Source organism: Vagococcus bubulae, assembly GCF_003950315.1.
Classification (GTDB): domain Bacteria; phylum Bacillota; class Bacilli; order Lactobacillales; family Vagococcaceae; genus Vagococcus; species Vagococcus bubulae.
Window position 1 is genome coordinate 1 of sequence record NZ_NGJT01000020.1, and the last position, 20300, is coordinate 20300.

Below are 20300 nucleotides of genomic sequence, written 5' to 3' on the forward strand. Positions count from 1 at the left end.
GTAGATAGGCTAGGAGTGGAAGTACAGTGATGTATGGAGCGGACTAGTACTAATCGGTCGAGGACTTAACCAAGATAGCGGTGGACAATTATATTGATACTAACTTAACATCCAGTTTTGAGTGAATAATCACTCAATAAAAAAGCATATAAGTGCGGTGACGATGGCAAGAAGGATACACCTGTAACCATGCCGAACACAGAAGTTAAGCTTCTTAGCGCCGAGGGTAGTGAAGGGTTTCCCTTTGTGAGAGTAGGACGTTGCCGTGCTTATATCATTATCCGGCATAGCTCAGTTGGTAGTAGCGCATGACTGTTAATCATGATGTCGTAGGTTCGAGTCCTACTGCCGGAGTTCTTTTAATTTAGGTAAAACTCAGGAGAGTTGTCCGAGTTGGCCGAAGGAGCATGATTGGAAATCATGTAGACGGTATTAACTGTCTCAAGGGTTCGAATCCCTTACTCTCCGTATTTTAAAAGACAATTATTAGATTGGCCCGTTGGTCAAGCGGTTAAGACACCGCCCTTTCACGGCGGTAACACGGGTTCGATTCCCGTACGGGTCATAAAATTATTAATACAAACCATAACTAGGTTCCGTGGTGTAGGGGTTAACATGCCTGCCTGTCACGCAGGAGATCGCGGGTTCGATTCCCGTCGGGACCGTTATTGGCGCAGTAGCTCAGTTGGTAGAGCAACGGATTGAAGCTCCGTGTGTCGGCAGTTCGATTCTGTCTTGCGCCATTTGGAGGGGTAGCGAAGTGGCTAAACGCGGCGGACTGTAAATCCGCTCCTTCGGGTTCGGCAGTTCGAATCTGCCCCCCTCCATATTTAAAGGGGTATAGTTTAGCGGTAGAACTACGGTCTCCAAAACCGTCAGCGTGGGTTCGATTCCTACTACCCCTGTTAGTAATATGGCGACTGTGGCGAAGTGGTTAACGCACCGGATTGTGGCTCCGGCATTCGTGGGTTCGATTCCCATCAGTCGCCTTTTTATTATTGGGCTATAGCCAAGCGGTAAGGCAACGGACTTTGACTCCGTCACTCGTTGGTTCGAATCCAGCTAGCCCAGTTTATTAAAGGCGGTATAGCCAAGTGGTAAGGCAGAGGTCTGCAAAACCTTTATCATCGGTTCAAATCCGGTTACCGCCTCTTGTTTTGCCGGCGTGGCGGAATTGGCAGACGCGCTGGACTCAAAATCCAGTGCCCATTGAGGGCGTGCCGGTTCGACCCCGGCCGCCGGTATAATCTAGTAAAAAGAGCTTTGAATGATTTCATTCAAAGCTCTTTTGGCATATACAAAGCGAATTAGTATAAATATCTAGATATATTATGTATAATAAAGGTCAATATAAGTCAATTGTTTTATGTTACTTTTGAAGGGTGAGATTTTTATGGAAAATAAAAATATGTCTGATATTATAGAGGATTACTTAAAAGAACTATTGAAGAATGAAGATATTATTGAAATAAAACGAGCAGAAATTGCGAATCAATTTAATTGTGTTCCATCACAAATTAACTATGTTATTAATACAAGATTCACTATTCCAAAAGGGTATCGGGTAGAGAGTAAACGTGGTGGTGGTGGCTATATTCGTATTGTAAAAGTTAAGCTAATACAATATAAGACAAGAATATGCGAAGAAATTCCAGATATGATAAGCAAGGGTTTAACAGAGAGTGAAGCATTTGCTATTTTAAATGAACTACAGGATAATGATATAATAACTATACGTGAAAAGCATTTGCTTAATACTGCGTTTAAACTAACAGGCATTAGTCGTTCAGAAGAAGAAAAATTATTGAGAGCGAATATGATGATTGACGTATTAGAACGTTTAACCTATGAAGAACAGGAGTGACATATATGAGTGAATTATTTACTAAGCGAGCTAACGAAGTTCTTAATCTAGCACAAGAGAGTGCAAAATATTTTAGACATGATGTAGTTGGGACAGAAGATTTATTGATTGCTTTAGTTAAAGAACCAAGAGGAATTGGTGGTAAAGCAATGAGATATTTTGATGTTGATGATACTTATCTATTTGAAGAGGTTGAACAGATTGTTCAATATGGTCGTTACAAATCAAAGGAAAATGAATTACTTCCGTATTCTCCGCGTGCTAAGGATGTATTAGCTTTCGCAGGTGAAGAGGCTAAACGGCTTGGAGCACCAAGTATTGGAACGGAACATATCTTACTTGCTTTGGTCAGAGAAGATACGTTATTATCTGCTAGAATTTTAAAGAATTTAGGAGTAGAACTTCCTAAATTACGCAAAGATATATTGAGAAGAATCGGTATTACAGAAAATAATAAAAATGGTAAAAATCGAAAAATGGGTAAAAATTCAGGAAGTGAAGGGACCCCAACATTAGATTCTTTAGCACGAGATTTAACCCAAAGTGCTCGAGAAAAACGGTTAGATCCATTAGTTGGTCGTGAAACAGAAGTGGAACGATTGATTCAAATTTTGAGTCGTCGAACGAAAAATAATCCGGTGCTGGTTGGAGAACCAGGTGTTGGAAAGACTGCTATTGCTGAAGGGTTAGCACAACGAATCATTGAAGCCAATGTACCAAAAGATATGCGAAACAAACGTGTGATGATGCTTGATATGGGAGCAGTAGTTGCTGGAACTAAATATCGTGGTGAATTTGAAGATCGCATGAAAAAATTGGTGGATGAAATTTATCATGATGGAGAGGTTATATTATTTATTGATGAGTTGCATACACTGATTGGAGCTGGTGGAGCTGAAGGTGCGATTGATGCATCTAATATTTTGAAACCTGCCTTAGCTCGTGGAGAATTGCAAACAATAGGGGCGACTACGTTAGATGAATATCAAAAATATATTGAAAAAGATTCAGCGTTAGAGCGTCGATTTGCTAAAATTATGGTTGATGAACCCACTGAAGAAGAAACAATTGATATTTTGACAGGATTAAAATCTCAGTATGAAGAACATCATCAAGTAGCCATTACCCAAGAGGCTGTTGAGGCAGCAGTGAAATTATCTATTCGCTATATTAATGATAGACAATTGCCAGATAAAGCCATTGATTTGATTGACGAAGCATCTGCCAAAGTACGGCTAAACCAAGCAGAAAAGCCATCACCTATTGTGAAGCAACAAAAGGTATTAGCTAATATTTACCAAGAAAAAGAAGAAGCGATTATCAAGCAAAATTTTTCTGAGGTAGTAGACATTAGAGAAAAAGAAAAGAAAGCTTTGAAAAAATTAGCTAAACTTGTTGAGCAACAAGAAAAAGAAGAAAATGGCTATATGCAAAAAGTGACGGAACATAATATTGAATCAGTTATCTCTCAATGGACAGGGATTCCGTTGACTCAGCTTGAGAAAAAAGAAAGTGAACGTCTGCTTGATTTAGAGAAAGTGATGCATGAACGTGTTGTTGGCCAAGAAGAAGCAGTTGATTCTGTTTCTCGTGCGATTAGACGCGCTAGAAGTGGATTAAAGAGTCCTAATCGTCCAATAGGGTCATTTATGTTTTTAGGTCCAACAGGTGTTGGTAAAACAGAGCTAGCTAAAACTATTGCAGAAGTGATGTTTGGTTCAGAAGAAGCCTTGATTCGAGTTGATATGTCTGAGTTTATGGAGAAACATAGCACTAGCCGTTTAGTTGGTTCTCCTCCTGGATATGTTGGATATGATGAGGGTGGACAATTGACTGAACGGATTCGTCAAAAACCTTATTCTGTTGTGTTACTTGACGAAGTAGAAAAAGCTCATCCAGATGTATTTAACGTTTTATTACAAGTATTAGATGATGGCCATTTAACAGATGCTAAGGGCCGTAAAGTTGATTTCAAAAATACGATTATTATTATGACCTCTAATATCGGGGCAACTGCTTTACGAGATGAAAAAACGGTTGGATTTGGTGTGGCAGATGAATCAAAAGATTATAAAGCCATGAAATCTCGTATCTTAGAAGAATTGAAAAAATCATTTAGACCTGAATTTTTAAATCGTGTGGATGAAGTCGTGGTGTTCCATTCACTAAATAAAGAGCAATTGCATGATATTGTTAAGATTATGTCTAAAGACATTGTTGCGCGATTAAAAGAACAAGAGATTACATTGAAATTTACTCCTGCTGCGATTGATGTGATTAGCAGTGAAGGGTTTGATCCAGAATATGGTGCTCGTCCAATTCGTCGTGCTTTGCAAAAAGAAGTCGAAGATAAATTAAGTGAGTTACTTTTATCTGGTGAACTTCAAACGGGTGATACGATTACTTTAGGAGCTTCTAAAGGTAAAATTAATACACGCATTAAACAAGTACAAAAAGTGTAGCAAAAAAGCGTTAGTTATTCGCATAACTAGCGCTTTTATCTTGTGAGAGAATTGCGATAGGTTTAGTCTATATGGTAGGATAAGAGTGTTTATAATGGATAGGAGTGTCTTGTATGATAGAAATAAGTACAACAGTTGACTCACTTGAACAAGCACGTCAATTAGTTGAATTAGATATCGACGTTTTGTGTTTTGGAGAAGAAGAATTTGGCTTAAGATTACCACATTATTTCACAAGAAAAGAAATGTCTGAGTTGGTTGAATTGGCTCATAAGCATGGGAAAAAAGCGCGTGTTGCGGTGAGTGCGATTATGCATCCAGACAAAATGGAAAAAATACCAGAATACTTGCAGTTTTTAGAATCAATTAGTATAGATGATATTATTGTAGGCGATCCTGGTGTGATTTATGTATTACAACGTGACGGGTATCAGTTGCCATATGTTTATAATGCGGAAACTATGGTTACAAGCTCGAGACAAGTTAACTTTTGGGCGAAACGTGGAGCAATAGGTGCTATACTGGCACGGGAAATTCCATTTGAAGAATTGCAACATATTGGGAAAGAAGCGGATGTGTTTACGGAAGTACTTGTGTACGGAGCAACCTGTATCCACCATTCAAAACGTCCATTGATTACAAATTATTTTAACTTTACCAAGCAACAGGATAAAGTTGCGAAAGAAGATGGCTTATTTATCTCAGAGCCAAAAGATGAAGAAACGCATTATTCTATTTTTGAAGACAAGCATGGGACACACATTTATGCAACGAATGATGTAGACTTAATGTTTGAATTAAACGAATTATATGAAGCAGGTTTAAACCATTGGAAATTAGATGGGATGTATACCCCTGGAGAAGCATTTGTGACGATTGTATCGTGCTTTATTGAAGCTAAAAAAGCGTTGATTGCTGGAACTTGGACAGAGCAATTGGCAAAAAAATTACAAACCATTGTGATGGAAAATCACCCAATTGGGCGAAGTTTAGATACTGGTTTTTATTATTTAGATCCTGAAGAAATAAAATAGGAGAGAGTGAAGATGACAAATACATTGAAACGACCAGAAGTATTAGCACCAGCTGGAACCCTTGAAAAATTAAAAGTCGCCATTCATTATGGGGCAGATGCGGTCTATATTGGTGGAAATGCTTATGGATTAAGAAGCCGTGCGGGTAACTTCTCATACGAAGAGATGGAAGAAGGCGTTGCGTTTGCTAAAGAACGTGGTGCGAAAGTCTATGTTGCAGCTAATATGGTAACTCATGAGGGAGACGCAAAAGGTTCTGGTGAGTTTTTTAGAACGTTACGTGATATTGGAATCAGTGCGGTTATAGTGTCTGATCCTGCTTTAATTGAAGTATGTATTACAGAAGCGCCAGGATTACCTGTACATCTATCAACACAATCTTCAGCAACGAATTTTGAAACCCTTGAATTTTGGAAAAATGAAGGATTAGAACGTGTGGTTCTAGGACGAGAAGTATCAATGGAAGAAGTGGCAAAGATTCGTCAAAACACAGATATTGAAATAGAAGCATTTATCCATGGCGCGATGTGTATTTCTTATTCTGGTCGTTGCACGTTATCAAATCATATGAGCCACAGAGACGCTAATCGTGGTGGGTGTTCTCAATCTTGTCGCTGGAAATATGATTTATTCGATATGCCTTTTGGTGAGGAGAGACGTTCACTAACAGATACTGGAGAAGTGAGTGAGCCATTTTCTATGAGTGCGGTTGATATGTCAATGATTGAACACATTCCTGATTTGGTAAAAAATGGTGTGGATAGTTTAAAAATTGAAGGACGGATGAAATCGATTCACTATGTGTCAACAGTATCCAATGTTTATAAAAAGGCTGTTGATAGCTATATGGCAGACCCAGAAAATTATGAATGCAAGCAAGAGTGGATTGATGAATTATGGAAAGTAGCACAACGAGAATTAGCAACCGGTTTTTATTATCATACTCCAACTGATGACGAGCAATTATTTGGAAAACGTCGTAAAATACCAGTGTATAAGTTCATTGGTGAGGTGTTAGACTATGATAACGAAACGAAAATTGCCACAATCCGACAACGTAATCATTTTAGATTAGATGACCACATTGAATTTTATGGTCCAGGGTTTACTCATTTTGAACAAGATATCAAAGAAATGTGGAATGAAGATGGTGAGTTAATCGAAAAAGCACCGAATGCTATGATGATTGTAAAAATGCCTGTTGAACAACCAGTTAAACCTGGTGATATGATTCGCAAACAAAAATAAGGAGGGAGAAAAAGGATGAAAACATTTGATTATATTGTCATTGGTGGTGGAAGTGGGGGGATTGCTTCTGCTAATCGTGCGGGAATGCACGGCGCGAAAGTACTACTAATAGAAGGAAATGAACTAGGAGGAACCTGTGTTAATGTTGGGTGTGTTCCTAAAAAAGTCATGTGGTCAGCTTCTCAAATGAACGACATGCTGCATCACCAAGCCTATGAGTATGGATTTGATGTGACAGTGGATGGCTTTGATATGGCTCGTTTAGTAAAAAATCGCCAAACGTACATCAAACGTTTAAATGGTTTGTATCTAAAGGGATTAGAAAGCAACGGAGTCACTCATATTAAAGGGTATGCAAAATTTAAAGAGAAAAATGTCGTGGAAGTGAATGGCGAAACATTTACGGCACCTCATATTTTAATTGCGACAGGTGGAAAAATTATTCGACCAGCTATTCCAGGAGCAGAGTATGGAATTGATTCAAATGGTTTCTTTGAATTAACAAAATTACTAAAACGTGTGGCAGTAGTTGGAGCGGGATATATTGCCGTTGAAATTGCTGGGGTATTAAATGGTTTAGGAGCTGAAACGCACTTAGCATTTAGACGCGATACTTTTTTACGTGATTTTGATGATTTATTAATTAATGGTTTGACAGAAAGCTATGAAAAAAGTGGTGTCCATTTACACGCCAACAGTGTACCAAAGCGTGTTGAAAAAACATCTGAAGGATATGTGTTACACTTTGAAAATGGAAAATCGTTAGCAGTTGATGAAATCGTATGGGCAATTGGTCGTGTACCGAATATGGATGGATTAAATCTTGATATGACAGACGTTGAATTAACAGATAAAGGGGCAATTAAAGTAGACAAATATCAAAATACCACACAAGAAGGTATTTACGCGGTAGGAGATGTGATTGATAAAATCAATTTAACACCTGTGGCAATTGCAGCAGGACGTCGTTTATCTGAAAGATTATTTAACAATCAAGAAAATATGTTCCTTGAATACCACACTGTTCCAACAGTTGTATTTTCTCATCCAGCGATTGGAACAGTTGGATTAACTGAGAAACAAGCCAGAGAACAATACGGTGATGATGTCAAAATTTATACCTCTCGTTTTACCCCAATGCAGTTTGCGATTACTGAAGTACGTGAAAAGTGTTGGATGAAATTAGTGTGTGTTGGAAAAGAAGAAAAAATAGTAGGGTTACATGGTATCGGACTAGGTGTTGATGAGATGTTACAAGGATTTGCTGTAGCAGTTAAAATGGGGGCTACAAAAGCTGACTTTGACCAAACTGTTGCCATCCATCCGACCGGTGCAGAAGAATTTGTGACAATGAGATAGGTAGGATAAATTAAATTAATTATTATATGAGAACGAGTTGAAAAAATTTTGAAACTACCTAGTCTATCGGGTATAATAAGTTTGTTAAATAGACGTATATAAGGAGGATTATTCATGGATATCGAATTTTTAGCACGATTCCAGTTTGGTATGACAACTGTCTTCCATTTCTTTTTCGTGCCGATGTCTATCGGAATGGCTTTTGCTGTTGCGGTAATGGAGACAATGTATGTTGTCAAAAAAGATAAGATCTATAAAGATATGGCAAAATTCTGGGGAAATATTTTCTTAATTGGTTTTGCTGTAGGGGTTGTAACAGGAATTATTCAAGAGTTTCAATTTGGGATGAACTGGTCTGAGTACTCTCGTTTTATGGGGGATATTTTTGGGGCACCTCTAGCAGTTGAAGCCTTACTTGCTTTCTTTATGGAATCAACATTTATTGGACTATGGATGTTTGGTTGGGACAAATTCAATGAAAAACTGCATTTATTATTTATTTGGTTAGTGTCAATCGGAACAGCTTTATCAGCGTTGTGGATTCTTGCAGCAAACTCTTTCATGCAAAATCCAGTAGCGTATTCAATTAATGAAGCAACAAATCGTGCAGAGTTAACAAGTTTTGTTGGTTTACTAAAAAATCATCAATTATGGGTAGAATACCCTCACGTCTTGTTTGGAGCGATTGTGACAGGTGGTTTTGTTATTGCTGGATCATCTGCATGGAAAATGCTTAAAAATAAAGACATGGAATTCTTTAAAAAATCAATGAACATTGGGTTAATCATTGGCTTAGTTGGGTCAATTTTAACTATTGGTGCGGGACATCAACAAATGATTGCTGTCGCAAACGATCAACCAATGAAATTTGCTGCAATGGAAGGGATTTATGAAGATACCTCTTCACCAGCTCCTTGGAATATTATTGCATCAATCGACACCAAAGATAAAGAAACAAAATGGGAAATATCAGTTCCTTATTTATTAACTATTTTAGGTGGGGAAGATAAATATATTGGGATGGATCAAGCCAATAAAGAATTGCATGATGAATATGATGCAAAATTTGGTTCAGAGATGGATTACTATTTACCAGTCAAAACATTATTCTGGGGATTCAGATTTATGGCTGGCTTTGGTTCATTGATGGCATTAATGGCAATCGTTGGATTGTATCTCCTTCATAAAAATAAAATCCAAAGTATGAAATGGATGCTATGGCTATTTGTAGCAGGTATCAGTTTCCCATTCATTTCTAATACATTTGGTTGGTTAGTAACAGAATTGGGACGTTCACCATGGACTGTTTATGGCTTGTTCACTATTGCAGATAGTGTATCTCCAAGTGTGACAGCAACATCATTATTAATTAGTAACATTGTTTACTTCTTATTGTTTAGTGTTTTAGGTTATGTGATGTTTGTCTTCTGTAAACGTGCAGTGAAAAAAGGACCTTATTATGTTGATCCATCTGAAGCGAAAAAAGATGGTATTGACCCATTTGCAAAGGGGGTTCTATAAAATGAGTGGTTTACAATTTTTATGGTTTATTTTAATCGGTGTACTCTTTTCAGGTTTCTTCTTCTTAGAAGGATTTGATTTTGGGGTTGGAATGGCAGTTAAATTAGTTGCTCGTAACAAGCGTGAGCGTGATCAAGTCATTGAAACAATCGGGCCTATCTGGGAAAGTAACCTAGTATGGTTAATTACAGCAGGTGGTGCGATGTTTGCTTCATTTCCAGAATGGTATGCGTCATTATTTAGTGGCTTCTATTTAATCTTACTATTTATATTAGTTGGGTTAATTATCCGCGGAGTCTCATTTAAATTTAGAAGTAGTTCTGAAAATGCGAAAGAACGTAATACGTGGGAATGGACGTTGTTTATCGGTAGTGTGATTGTTCCTTTCTTATTTGGTATGATGTTTGTTGATTTAGTTATGGGACTTCCACTAGATGCTACTAAAAACGTGATGAACGCGACCTTCACTGATTATGTTAATCTATTTTCTATCGTAGGTGGTGTGGCTGTGACATTAGTGAGTTTCTTACATGGCTTAAACTATTTACGTCTTAAAACAGAAGGAAACGTCCGTGAACGTTCATTGGCTATTGCGAAAAAATTATACCCAGTATTATTTGTAGGTTTAGTTGTTTTTGCTATTTTGGCTTATTTAAAAACAGATTTCTTTACTGAACGTTTTACTTCATCATTAATTCTGTTAGTTTTAATCGTTGTCTTTGCAGCACTTGCTGCTTATGGTACTTATAAAGACAAAGAAGGATTATCATTTATTTCAACTGGTTTAGTGTTTATTGGCATTGTGGCTTTCCTATTTAATGGATTATTCCCACGTGTCATGATTGGACAAGACTCACAATATAGTTTGTTAATTGAAAATGCTTCAAGTACACCTTATACATTAAAAGTTATGACGATTGTAACAGCTATCTTGTTACCAGTAGTGTTAATTTATGTGGCTTGGACATACAAACAATTTGCAAAACGTGTCAAGATTGATAGATAAAAGGAGTTGTACCTAATTGATTGATAAGAATTTATTTCGTATTGATAAGATTAGGTCGGTCTTAATTGGGCTTGTAGGATTAGGAATCCTACAAGCCTTATTAATTATCGGACAGGCTTATTTTTTATCAAAAGGAATTAGCGCGTTGTGGAATGGAGAAACTGTTGCTTCTCAAACTATGTCACTTATTTGGTTTTTTGCGTGTTTTGTTGGTAGACAGTTAGTATTGTATGTAAGAGATAAGTCACTTGATAAGTACGCATATCAAGAAGCTAGAAAAGTTCGCCAACAGTTGTTACAAAAGATTTTTAGACTAGGACCTAATTTTGTTCAAAAAGAAGGTACTGGAAATATGGTCACGATGACGATTGAAGGCATTGACCAGGTGGAGAATTATATGACGTTAATTTTACCGAAGTTAACAAATATGATGGTGATTCCTTGGATTATTTTATTATTTGTTTTCACTCAAGATATCCGCTCAGGTGTGATTTTGTTATTAGTATTTCCAATTATTATTTTGTTTATGATTATTTTAGGATATGCCGCACGAGCAAAAGCAGATAGACAATATGAGGGATTTCAATTATTAAGCAATCATTTTTTGGATTCATTACGAGGAATTGAAACACTTTATTTTTTAGGTTTAAGCAAAAAATATGAGAAAAATGTTTATGAAATGAGTGAAGATTACCGAAAAGCAACAATGAGTACGTTAAAAATTGCCATTTTATCTACCTTTGCATTGGATTTCTTTACTACTTTATCTGTTGCTATTGTCGCGGTATTTTTAGGATTTAAGTTAATGAATGGCCAAATTGAGTTGTGGCCTGCTTTGACAACATTAGTGTTAGCGCCAGATTTCTTTTTACCATTGCGAGATTTTTCAAATGATTATCATGCGACACTTGATGGTGGAAATACATTGAAATCAATTTTCTCTATTTTGGACCAAAAAGAATTAACGAATGATGAAACAATAGATTTAACAGGTGGATGGAATGAATCAGATACATTATCACTTAAAAATTTATCGTTAAAATATAACGATAAACAAGAGCAAACGACCTTAACTGATTTATCATTTGATTGGCAAGGGAGTGGGAAAATTGGGGTAGTTGGTTTATCCGGTTCTGGGAAATCGACTTTGATTAAACTTTTAGGTGGATTTTTAGAAGCGACAGAGCCAAGTATTCATGTTAATAAGTCATCTATGGCGAATCTACACAAAAAAGCATGGCAAGATCAATTATTTTATATTCCACAAGATCCTTATATATTTCATGGTTCATTAAAAGAAAACATTACATTTTATCGCCCAGATGCAAGTTTTGAAGAATGCGCTGAAGCCATTAAGCAAGCGGGGTTGATTGATGTCATAGAAGAGTTGCCAGATGGATGGGATACGGTGATTGGTGAAGGCGGTCATCTATTAAGTGGTGGTCAATATCAACGTATAGCAGTGGCTAGAGCGTTACTAGATAAAGAACGAAATATTTTATTATTTGACGAGCCTACTGCCCATTTAGATGTGGAAACAGAGTATGAATTAAAAGAAACGATGTTACTATTATTTGAAAATAAATTAGTATTTTTTGCGACACATCGTCTACATTGGATGAGAGAGATGGATTATATCTTAGTGATGGAAGATGGAAAAATTGTTGAACAAGGAACATATGATGAATTGCGTGCTAAGAATGGTGCCTATCAACATTTTGTGAATCAATTGAAAGGAGGGTTATAGAAATGAAACAGGATTATCTATTGTTAACTAAAAAAGATCAATGGGTTAGACCGTTTTTTAAAAAATATAAAAAATTGTTAGCTTTGGTTTTATTTCTTGGTTTTCTAACCTTTTTTTCAGCCGCAGCGTTAATGTTTACTTCAGGCTATTTAATCAGTAAGTCTGCTGCAAAACCTGAAAATATTTTGTTAGTTTATGTTCCGATTGTTTTAACACGTGCATTTGGTATAGCAAGACCAACATTTCGATATATTGAGCGTTTAGGAAGTCATAATTGGGTGTTAAAGATGACATCTGATATACGTGTTCGTTTGTATCGCTCACTTGAAACGGAAGCGGCAAGTACGAAAGAAAATTATCAGTCAGGAAGTTTATTGGGTATATTATCAGAGGATATTAATCATATTCAAAACCTTTATTTGAGAACTATTTTTCCCATTTGTACGTCGTATATTTTGTATCTTTTTATTATTATTGGACTGGGTTATTTCTCACTCCCATTTGCTGGATTAATGTTGCTATTATTTGCGTTGATTTTAGTGGTGTTACCACTAGCAGCAGTATTGGTTAATAATGCAAGGGTATACCGTAAAAAAGCGAAAAAGCATGAACTCTATAATGATTTAACTGATGCAGTATTAGGTGTTGCTGATTGGCAATATAGTGGACGGTATGAAGAGTTTCTAACACGATATAATGAAGCAGAAGCTAATGTTAGAAAAGAGGATTATCAGTTAAATCGTTATTCTCGTTTAGAGGGTATCGTGAAACAATTGATTTTTGGTGTGATAGCTGCTTGTTTATTTATATGGGCTGGTAATTATTTTATTAGTCAAGGAAATCAAGCTGCATTAAATTGGATAGCTGCGTTTGTCTTATCCTTTTTCCCATTGTTAGATGCTTTTGGGCCAGTAAGCGATTCGGTAAAAGAGTTACCAATTTATGAAGACACAGTTCAACGATTATCTAAATTACCCAATCCAGAAAAGAAAGAAATACATGACGTAAAAGAAGAGATAACATTAACTAATACAACAATTAATTTAGAAGATGTTAGCTTTAAATATCCTCAAGGGAAAAGAGCGTTATTATCGCATTTTAATTTGACTATACCAGAAGGACAAGTCATGGCGTTACTTGGAAAAAGTGGAACAGGGAAGACAACATTAACTCAGATTATTCGGGGTGATTTAGTCCCAACTACTGGGAAAATTTTAGTAGGTGGCACAGATATAAAAGAATTAGTAGGGCAACAAGCAAACTATTTTGGTGTATTAAATCAACATCCTTACTTGTTTAACACTAGTTTGAAAAATAACGTGCGTCTTGGTAATTTAGATGCGACAGATGAGGAAGTATTAGCAGCAATTGAAGCAGCAGGGTTAAAACGCGTGGTTGAACGCCTTCCAAAAGGGATGGAAACGTTAGTCGAAGAAGGTGGCAAACGATTCTCAGGTGGAGAGCAACAGCGTATTGCGTTAGCTAGAATTTTGCTACAAGATGTCCCGATTGTTATTATTGACGAACCAACTATTGGTCTTGATCCTCTAACAGAAAAACAATTATTAGAAACAGTATTTGAGGTATTAAGAGATAAAACAGTCATTTGGATTACCCATCATTTAGTGGGTATTCACCATGCTGACGAGGTAATATTTATTGAAGATGGTAGGATTGATATGTCAGGATCACCAAGAGAACTATTAGCAGAAAATCAACATTTTAAAAAATTATATGAAATGGACGTTTACGAGTAAAAGTAGCTCTCCTGATTATTAGGAGAGCTATTTATATAAAAAAGTAAACAAAAAAATTTATTTTATTTGGTCAATGTGCTAAAACAACTTTACAATTCACATCAGAAAAGGTACTATTAATATGAGTATCTAATCAATACTAAAGAGGGTACATTCTAATGAAGAAGATGAGACGAATAGTGGAAGGAGTTTAGGTTATATGTCTTTAGAGGACTTGGTCATAGATGTTCAATTGTATCAAGAAGAAACGAAGCAACCCAACAGCAATAGTGTTATTTTATTAACAAATCAAAACATTGCAATGAAAAAAAACCAGTTATTACTAAAATGGTCTAATAGACGCGCTAGAATATCTGAGCAAACTATTAAACAGGCAGTTGGCATTTTTTTGTCAAAATGGAAACAAAATTTTTATTTATATCCAGTTGAGAGAGTATTTTTAGATTACTCTGCTCATGAAAGAATCGAATTATTGATAACTTTTGAGGCGAGCCGTTTATACTCAAATACTCAAATTCGAAACATTAAAACAACCGCACCGAATTTATTTAAATTAGCCATTACTGAAGCACAAGAGCAATTTGGAGATGCTACGAGAGCTCAGTATAATCAATCAATGCAACCAGGATTAATGGGGTATGATGACAATAAGTTCTCTATGGGGACGCATGCTCAAAAACCTATGTCTAGCTCTCAGGTATCTAGTCGATTTGACGATGATTTATTTGGTAAGGATCAAAAAATTTATAGTCTAGAACAACAATTAAATGAAAATTCTAGAGTGATTAAATCATTTGAACAAGAAATTAAATCAGTTAGACAAGAGTATGAGCAAAAAATAGAACAAGTTGTGATAGAAAATGACGATTTAAAACAACGTATTATTTCTTATCAGGATAATGAAATCGACTATAGACAGCAACTTCAATTAAATCAATCAGAAATTCTAAGTTTGAAAAACAATGTAACTGAATTAAACTTTGAGTTAGAAAATGAAGCCAATAATTGGCAAGAAAAACTAAAAGCCATTCAAACAGAAAATGAAGAACTTAGACTTGTTATTAATGAAAACCAACAATTTGAAGAGCAAGTTCAACGTTCTCTTGATGAGTCAAATCAAAAATTGAAAGAAAAAGAAAATCAGCTTATTCGTTTAGAGCAAGAAAGCAACATGCTTACTAAAGAATGGCAAATGAAATATCAACAAATTTCAATTGAAAATGAACGACTTAAAGAGCAACAATTAAGACTAGAAGATTTATTGTCTGAACGACAAGATATGATTCAAGTCTTAAATGATGAGTTAACTCAAAAAGAATTAGCTATTCAAGAGATTGCACAAGAAAATCAACGAATTGCTCAAAGAATGCAAGAAGAATTAACTCGTAGAGAAATGGACTTCAACAATTTAAATCGCACCAAAAATGAAGAAATCCAAAAATTGTCTACTCGTTTGGAAAAACAACAAGATTTGGTTAATCAATTAATGGATTCTCAAGAAACATCTCAAGTGAAATGGCAAGATAACTATAATCGTTTAGAAAAAAATTATAGAATGGCCGCAGATCGAGTATTTGACTTAGAAAAAGAATTAAAAGAATTACAAAATAATAGTTATGCTGGACATTCTTTGGATCCACGTTCACGAATGAACGATTTTTCTTATCCATCAAGTCAACAAAATAGTTTTAATAACACAAATGATAACTTTGGTCGTTATTCAGATGATGCGATGTTTAAAGATGATAATAGTCAATTATTCGCTAATAATGATATTCCTGTTAACAATACGGTCCTACCTACATCAGATGAATTAATGGCAAATGAATTTGATAAACCATCTCAAGAAGACATACATAATGATGTAGAAGACTTTAAAAAAGAAGATTATCCAGCAGATGACTATGAATCAGATGATTATGAATATTATGAAGATGATTTGTCAGATGACTACGAATATTATGAAGACTACGAAGATGACGAGTCAGATGATTATGAATATTATGAAGACTATGAAGATTACACAGATGAGGATAATGACTTATCAGATGATTATGAAGAATATGATTACGAAGAGTATCGTTACTACAACGAAAAAGATGATACGTTAGGTTATGATTCTGTCACAATTATGAATGATGTTGATAGCATCTTGTATGAAACACAATATGAAGAAGGCAAAGAAAAAATACGCAAAAAAGAATATGAAGTGTTCGAAGAACAATTAGATTTATTACCAGACAGATGGAAAGCTCTTAAATCTCAAGATATGAAATTTAAAAAATGGGCAAAACCAAAAATGAAAAAATTTGATCGTTTCTATCGTAACTTAGAAGAGGATATCAGACCGCCAAAATTCTTATCAAGAAAATATGTTATGACTGAAGAAGTTTGGGGAGAAGTCCAAGCGTATGCATTAATTAGCCGTCATTTACAAACAATTTTAGATTATGAAGAATAAACGACGAACCCCTTTTTAAAAGGGGTTTTTTTATAATATCGGGATTAAAAAATACGATAAATCTTTACAAGAGATGAATGGGTTTGATAGATTTATTAGTGTAGGTATAAAAAAAGAGTAGGGGATGACGTATGGAATTATTGTTTACTATTGTTTTAATATTATTTTCAACTAAAGTTGCTGGGCACTTATCTGTGAAGCTTGGTCAACCAGCTGTTTTGGGGAAGCTGTTGATTGGAATTTTGATTGGACCAGCAGTTTTAGGTTGGGTGCAAGACTCAGCTATTTTTCAAGAATTTTCAGAAATAGGTGTTTTGTTGTTGATGTTTTTAGCAGGTCTTGAAACGGATGCAGAACAATTAAAAGAAAACTGGAAACCATCAGTTGCTGTGGCAGTATTAGGTATTATAGTACCATTTGCTAGTGCCTTTGCTATGGGGGAATTATTTGGTTTTTCCTTCAACGAAGGAATCTTTTTAGGTGTTCTTTTCTCTGCTACTAGTGTGAGTATTACCGTTCAAGTGTTAAAAGAAATGGGCATGATGCAAACAAGGGAAGCCACAACAATATTAGGTGCAGCTGTTGTGGATGATATTTTAGTTGTGACGTTGTTAGCGTTTGTGATGTCCTTTATGGGAGAAGATACATCTAGTTCTTCTGTTCCATTGTTACTATTAAAAAAAGTGTTATTCTTTGTTGTAGCATTTGTTGTGGGTGTTTATATTGTTCCTAAATTCCTAACATTATTCTCAAAATTTAAAGTCACTGCTCCTGTAACAGCAGGTGCGCTGATTGTAGCATTTGGCTTTGCTTATTTTGGTGAAATGCTAGGTATGGCTGGGATTATTGGAACCTTTTTAGCAGGATTATTTATTTCTCAGACGTCTTTCCAACATGAAGTGGAAAAAACAGTTGATCCAATTGCTAATGCATTATTTGTCCCATTCTTTTATGTTAGTGTAGGAATTAGTATTTCCTTTGCTGGTGTATTTAGTCAAATTGGTTTCCTTGTTGCCTGTACAATCATTGCTATTTTATCTAAACTCTTTGGCGGATTCCTTGGAGCTAAAGTAACAGGTTTTGATAATCACTCATCTTTAGCAGTTGGTTCAGGTATGGTTTCAAGAGGGGAAGTTGCTTTAATTATTGGAACAACAGGATTAGCAACAGGATTATTATCTCAAGAATATTATACGACAGTGATTATTTCAGTGATATTAACCACTTTAATCGCACCACCAATGTTGAAACATTATTTTATGAAAATTTATCCTAAAAAATAACAAATATTAGAGCAGTTGGCTAAAAGGTCAACTGCTTTTTCTTATATAAAGTAAGCAAAATATTTTACTTACTTTATATAAGTTGTTATAGTAAAACCATCAAATAAATAAAAAAAGGAATGGTTTAACTTATGTCAAATTTTGTAGAATTATTAAAAAAACGTCGTTCAATATATAATCTTGGAAAAAATACTTCTCTATCTAATGATGAAATTGTAGAGTTAGTAACAGATGTTGTCAGAGAATCTCCTACCGCTTTTAACTCTCAAAGTCAACGTGTGGTATTTTTATTCGATGATGCACATGAAAAATTATGGAGTATGACGGAAGAGTTATTAAAACCTTTAACGCCACCAGAGGCATTTGAAAATACAAAAGAAAAATTAAAAGGATTTGCTAATGGAAAAGCCACCATTTTATTTTTTGAAGACACAGATATCGTGAAAAGATTACAAGAACAATTTGCTTTATATGCTGAAAACTTTCCTATTTGGTCAGAACAGGCAAGTGGTCTAACTCAAGCAAATGTTTGGACAGCTCTTGCAGAAAAAAATATTGGTGCTAATTTACAACATTACAATCCAATTATTGATGAATCAGTATCAAGTGAATGGGGTATTCCGCAGAATTGGAAATTACGAGGCCAATTAGTGATTGGATCCATTGAGTCTCCTGCTTTAGAAAAAGAATATATGGAAAATGCCGATCGTTTTAAACGTTTTAATTAATACTTGATAAATTCATAAAAAGTTCTTATTTGAACAGAAGAAATATCATATTTATTGTCTATTATATAAGCATACCAACAAAACAACCCTAACAAACTTTTTCATTTTATTTACTCCTCCAAAGTAAATAAACAACTCCTTTAGTCACTAGTGAAAGCTAGTGGCTTTTTTTATAAAAGCGTGGATAGTCTATTTATAAACATATTTTCAGTTATTGGTTAATAAAGCGTGATAAATAATCTAAAAATAATTAAAAATATGATAGCGAGAGTTGAATGAAATGTTTTTGTAACATTTCCTTTATCTATCTGACATATCGCTATGTTAGAATGAGTGAGTCGTTAAGTAAAAGGGAAATTAATAATAAATACACTTTATATAAATTAAGATAAGTTATTCGGAGGAAGACAAATTGAAGAAGAATATTTTAGCAACGATTATGGTATGTTCTATTGCATTAACAGCGGTAGCTAGTCCAAGTGTGGCATTGGCAGATTCTGTGGATGTTCAAATTAAACAACAAGATGAAAAAATTAATGCCTTAAAAGGGCAACAAGATAAAGCTCAAGCAGAGATTAATGCGTTAGAATCAAAAGTGGCTTCAGTTAACGAGAAAGTATCATCTTTAGAAGCTAAGCAAGTTGAATTAAGTCAAGATACTGAAAAATTACAAAGTGAAATTGCTACATTAAAAATTAGAATTGCAAAACGTGAAAAATCAATTCAAAAACAAGCTCGTGATGCACAAACAAATGGACAAAGCACAAACTATGTGAATGCTGTTTTAGAAGCTGACTCATTATCAGATGCTATCAGTCGTGTTCATGCAATGAGTACAATTGTCAATGCAAACAATGACTTAGTAAAACAACAAAAAAGAGATCAACAATCAGTTGAACAAAATATTCAAGAAAATGAAGCAAAAATCAGTGAAATGGCTTCAACACAACAAGAATTACAAAGTCAAAAAGATTCATTAGCTGCACAACAAGCAGAATTAAATGTATTAAAAACAACTTTAGCTGCTGAACAAGCAACAGCTGAAGGAGATAAAGCTAAATTAAATAAACAAAAAGAAGAAGCAAAAGCTGCTCAAATTAAAGTGTTAAAAGCACAACAGTCAGCTTCTGAAAAAGCAACAGCTCCTACAGCAGTTAAAGCGGATAACGCTTCAGATGAAAAGAAAACTGATGCAATAAAAGATAGCAGTACATCTACAAGTGAAAAACCAAATTCACCAGTACAAGAAACTAAACCAGTAGAAAAACCAACTGCTGATACATCAACACCTTCATCAGATAGTTCAACATCTCCAGGAAGTACGTCATCAAATGGTGGTGGCATAGATCATTCTGGATCAGGAAATATGTATGCAGTCGGTCAATGTACTTGGTATGTGAAAAGCGTAGCGCCTTGGGTAGGAACTTATTGGGGTAATGGATGCCAATGGGGTGCTTCAGCAGCAGCAGATGGCTACACAGTTAACTCAACTCCAGCAACAGGTGCAGTTGTAGTGTTTGCAGCAGGTCAATCTGTTGGTGGACAATGGACAGCAGACGGAACTTATGGTCACGTTGCTTATGTTGATTCTTACAATGCAGCCAATAATACTATCACAATTTCACAAGGTGGAACAGGTTTCTCTTCACCTACAGGACCAAATACTCAAACAATTAGCGCATCAGGATATACATATATCCATCGCTAAAAATAAGATAAATCAAGACACATAACATCATGAATGTTGTGTGTTTTTTTTTGTAAAAATAATTCTCCGAAAAATCGACTTTTTGTCATTATTTAGTAGTATAGTAACTATATAAAGGTATA

13 protein-coding genes, 11 tRNA genes and 1 rRNA gene are annotated in these 20300 nt (G+C 35.2%); all 25 read left to right on the forward strand.

Going from position 1 to position 20300, the window contains the following annotated elements:
• Positions 1 to 153 precede the first annotated feature (153 nt).
• The 25 genes from rrf (at position 154) to CBF36_RS09635 (ending at position 20178) form a co-directional block, all read left to right on the forward strand.
• Positions 154 to 269, forward strand: a 5S ribosomal RNA gene (rrf, locus tag CBF36_RS09515).
• 11 nt (positions 270 to 280) lie between these two features.
• Positions 281 to 354, forward strand: a tRNA-Asn gene (locus CBF36_RS09520).
• A 24-nt stretch (positions 355 to 378) separates the two neighbouring features.
• Positions 379 to 468, forward strand: a tRNA-Ser gene (locus CBF36_RS09525).
• Positions 469 to 493: 25 nt separating this feature from the next.
• Positions 494 to 565, forward strand: a tRNA-Glu gene (locus CBF36_RS09530).
• 27 nt (positions 566 to 592) lie between these two features.
• A tRNA-Asp gene (locus CBF36_RS09535) sits at positions 593 to 665 on the forward strand.
• 5 nt (positions 666 to 670) lie between these two features.
• Positions 671 to 743: transfer RNA gene (locus tag CBF36_RS09540), tRNA-Phe, on the forward strand.
• Between the two features lie 3 nt (positions 744 to 746).
• Positions 747 to 827: transfer RNA gene (locus CBF36_RS09545), tRNA-Tyr, on the forward strand.
• Positions 828 to 834: 7 nt separating this feature from the next.
• Positions 835 to 905 (forward strand) — tRNA-Trp (locus CBF36_RS09550).
• An 11-nt stretch (positions 906 to 916) separates the two neighbouring features.
• Positions 917 to 989, forward strand: a tRNA-His gene (locus tag CBF36_RS09555).
• Between the two features lie 10 nt (positions 990 to 999).
• Positions 1000 to 1071, forward strand: a tRNA-Gln gene (locus CBF36_RS09560).
• 9 nt (positions 1072 to 1080) lie between these two features.
• A tRNA-Cys gene (locus CBF36_RS09565) sits at positions 1081 to 1151 on the forward strand.
• An 8-nt stretch (positions 1152 to 1159) separates the two neighbouring features.
• Positions 1160 to 1244, forward strand: a tRNA-Leu gene (locus CBF36_RS09570).
• A gap of 149 nt (positions 1245 to 1393) precedes the next feature.
• Positions 1394 to 1864, forward strand: coding sequence for a CtsR family transcriptional regulator (locus CBF36_RS09575; protein WP_125958225.1), 471 nt, complete (start codon positions 1394 to 1396; stop codon positions 1862 to 1864).
• A 5-nt stretch (positions 1865 to 1869) separates the two neighbouring features.
• Positions 1870 to 4326, forward strand: coding sequence for an ATP-dependent Clp protease ATP-binding subunit (locus tag CBF36_RS09580; RefSeq protein ID WP_125958226.1), 2457 nt, complete (start codon positions 1870 to 1872; stop codon positions 4324 to 4326).
• 113 nt (positions 4327 to 4439) lie between these two features.
• Positions 4440 to 5360 carry a peptidase U32 family protein gene (locus CBF36_RS09585; RefSeq protein WP_125958227.1) on the forward strand — a complete coding sequence of 307 codons (921 nt, stop codon included), beginning with the start codon at positions 4440 to 4442 and terminating at the stop codon, positions 5358 to 5360.
• Positions 5361 to 5372: 12 nt separating this feature from the next.
• Positions 5373 to 6608, forward strand: a complete 1236-nt coding sequence (locus CBF36_RS09590) for a peptidase U32 family protein (RefSeq protein WP_125958228.1) — start codon at positions 5373 to 5375, stop codon at positions 6606 to 6608.
• Positions 6609 to 6623: 15 nt separating this feature from the next.
• Positions 6624 to 7967, forward strand: a complete 1344-nt coding sequence (gene gor, locus CBF36_RS09595; RefSeq protein ID WP_125958229.1) for a glutathione-disulfide reductase — start codon at positions 6624 to 6626, stop codon at positions 7965 to 7967.
• 114 nt (positions 7968 to 8081) lie between these two features.
• Complete coding sequence (locus tag CBF36_RS09600) at positions 8082 to 9488, forward strand: cytochrome ubiquinol oxidase subunit I (protein ID WP_125958230.1); 1407 nt, start codon at positions 8082 to 8084, stop codon at positions 9486 to 9488.
• Between the two features lies 1 nt (position 9489).
• Positions 9490 to 10494 carry a cytochrome d ubiquinol oxidase subunit II gene (cydB, locus tag CBF36_RS09605; protein ID WP_125958231.1) on the forward strand — a complete coding sequence of 335 codons (1005 nt, stop codon included), beginning with the start codon at positions 9490 to 9492 and terminating at the stop codon, positions 10492 to 10494.
• Between the two features lie 16 nt (positions 10495 to 10510).
• Complete coding sequence (cydD, locus tag CBF36_RS09610; RefSeq protein WP_125958232.1) at positions 10511 to 12241, forward strand: thiol reductant ABC exporter subunit CydD; 1731 nt, start codon at positions 10511 to 10513, stop codon at positions 12239 to 12241.
• Between the two features lie 2 nt (positions 12242 to 12243).
• Positions 12244 to 13998 (forward strand): thiol reductant ABC exporter subunit CydC, encoded by a 1755-nt coding sequence (gene cydC, locus CBF36_RS09615; RefSeq protein ID WP_125958233.1) that lies wholly within the window; start codon positions 12244 to 12246, stop codon positions 13996 to 13998.
• Between the two features lie 199 nt (positions 13999 to 14197).
• Entirely contained in the window at positions 14198 to 16459 is a 2262-nt protein-coding gene (locus CBF36_RS09620; protein WP_125958234.1) for a coiled-coil domain-containing protein, read from the forward strand.
• 131 nt (positions 16460 to 16590) lie between these two features.
• Complete coding sequence (locus CBF36_RS09625; protein ID WP_125958235.1) at positions 16591 to 17742, forward strand: cation:proton antiporter; 1152 nt, start codon at positions 16591 to 16593, stop codon at positions 17740 to 17742.
• Positions 17743 to 17873: 131 nt separating this feature from the next.
• The gene (locus CBF36_RS09630) at positions 17874 to 18470 is read left to right on the forward strand and encodes a nitroreductase family protein (protein WP_125958236.1); all 597 of its coding nucleotides are present in this window, start codon (positions 17874 to 17876) and stop codon (positions 18468 to 18470) included.
• 412 nt (positions 18471 to 18882) lie between these two features.
• Entirely contained in the window at positions 18883 to 20178 is a 1296-nt protein-coding gene (locus tag CBF36_RS09635) for a CHAP domain-containing protein (RefSeq protein ID WP_125958237.1), read from the forward strand.
• Positions 20179 to 20300: the final 122 nt, after the last annotated feature.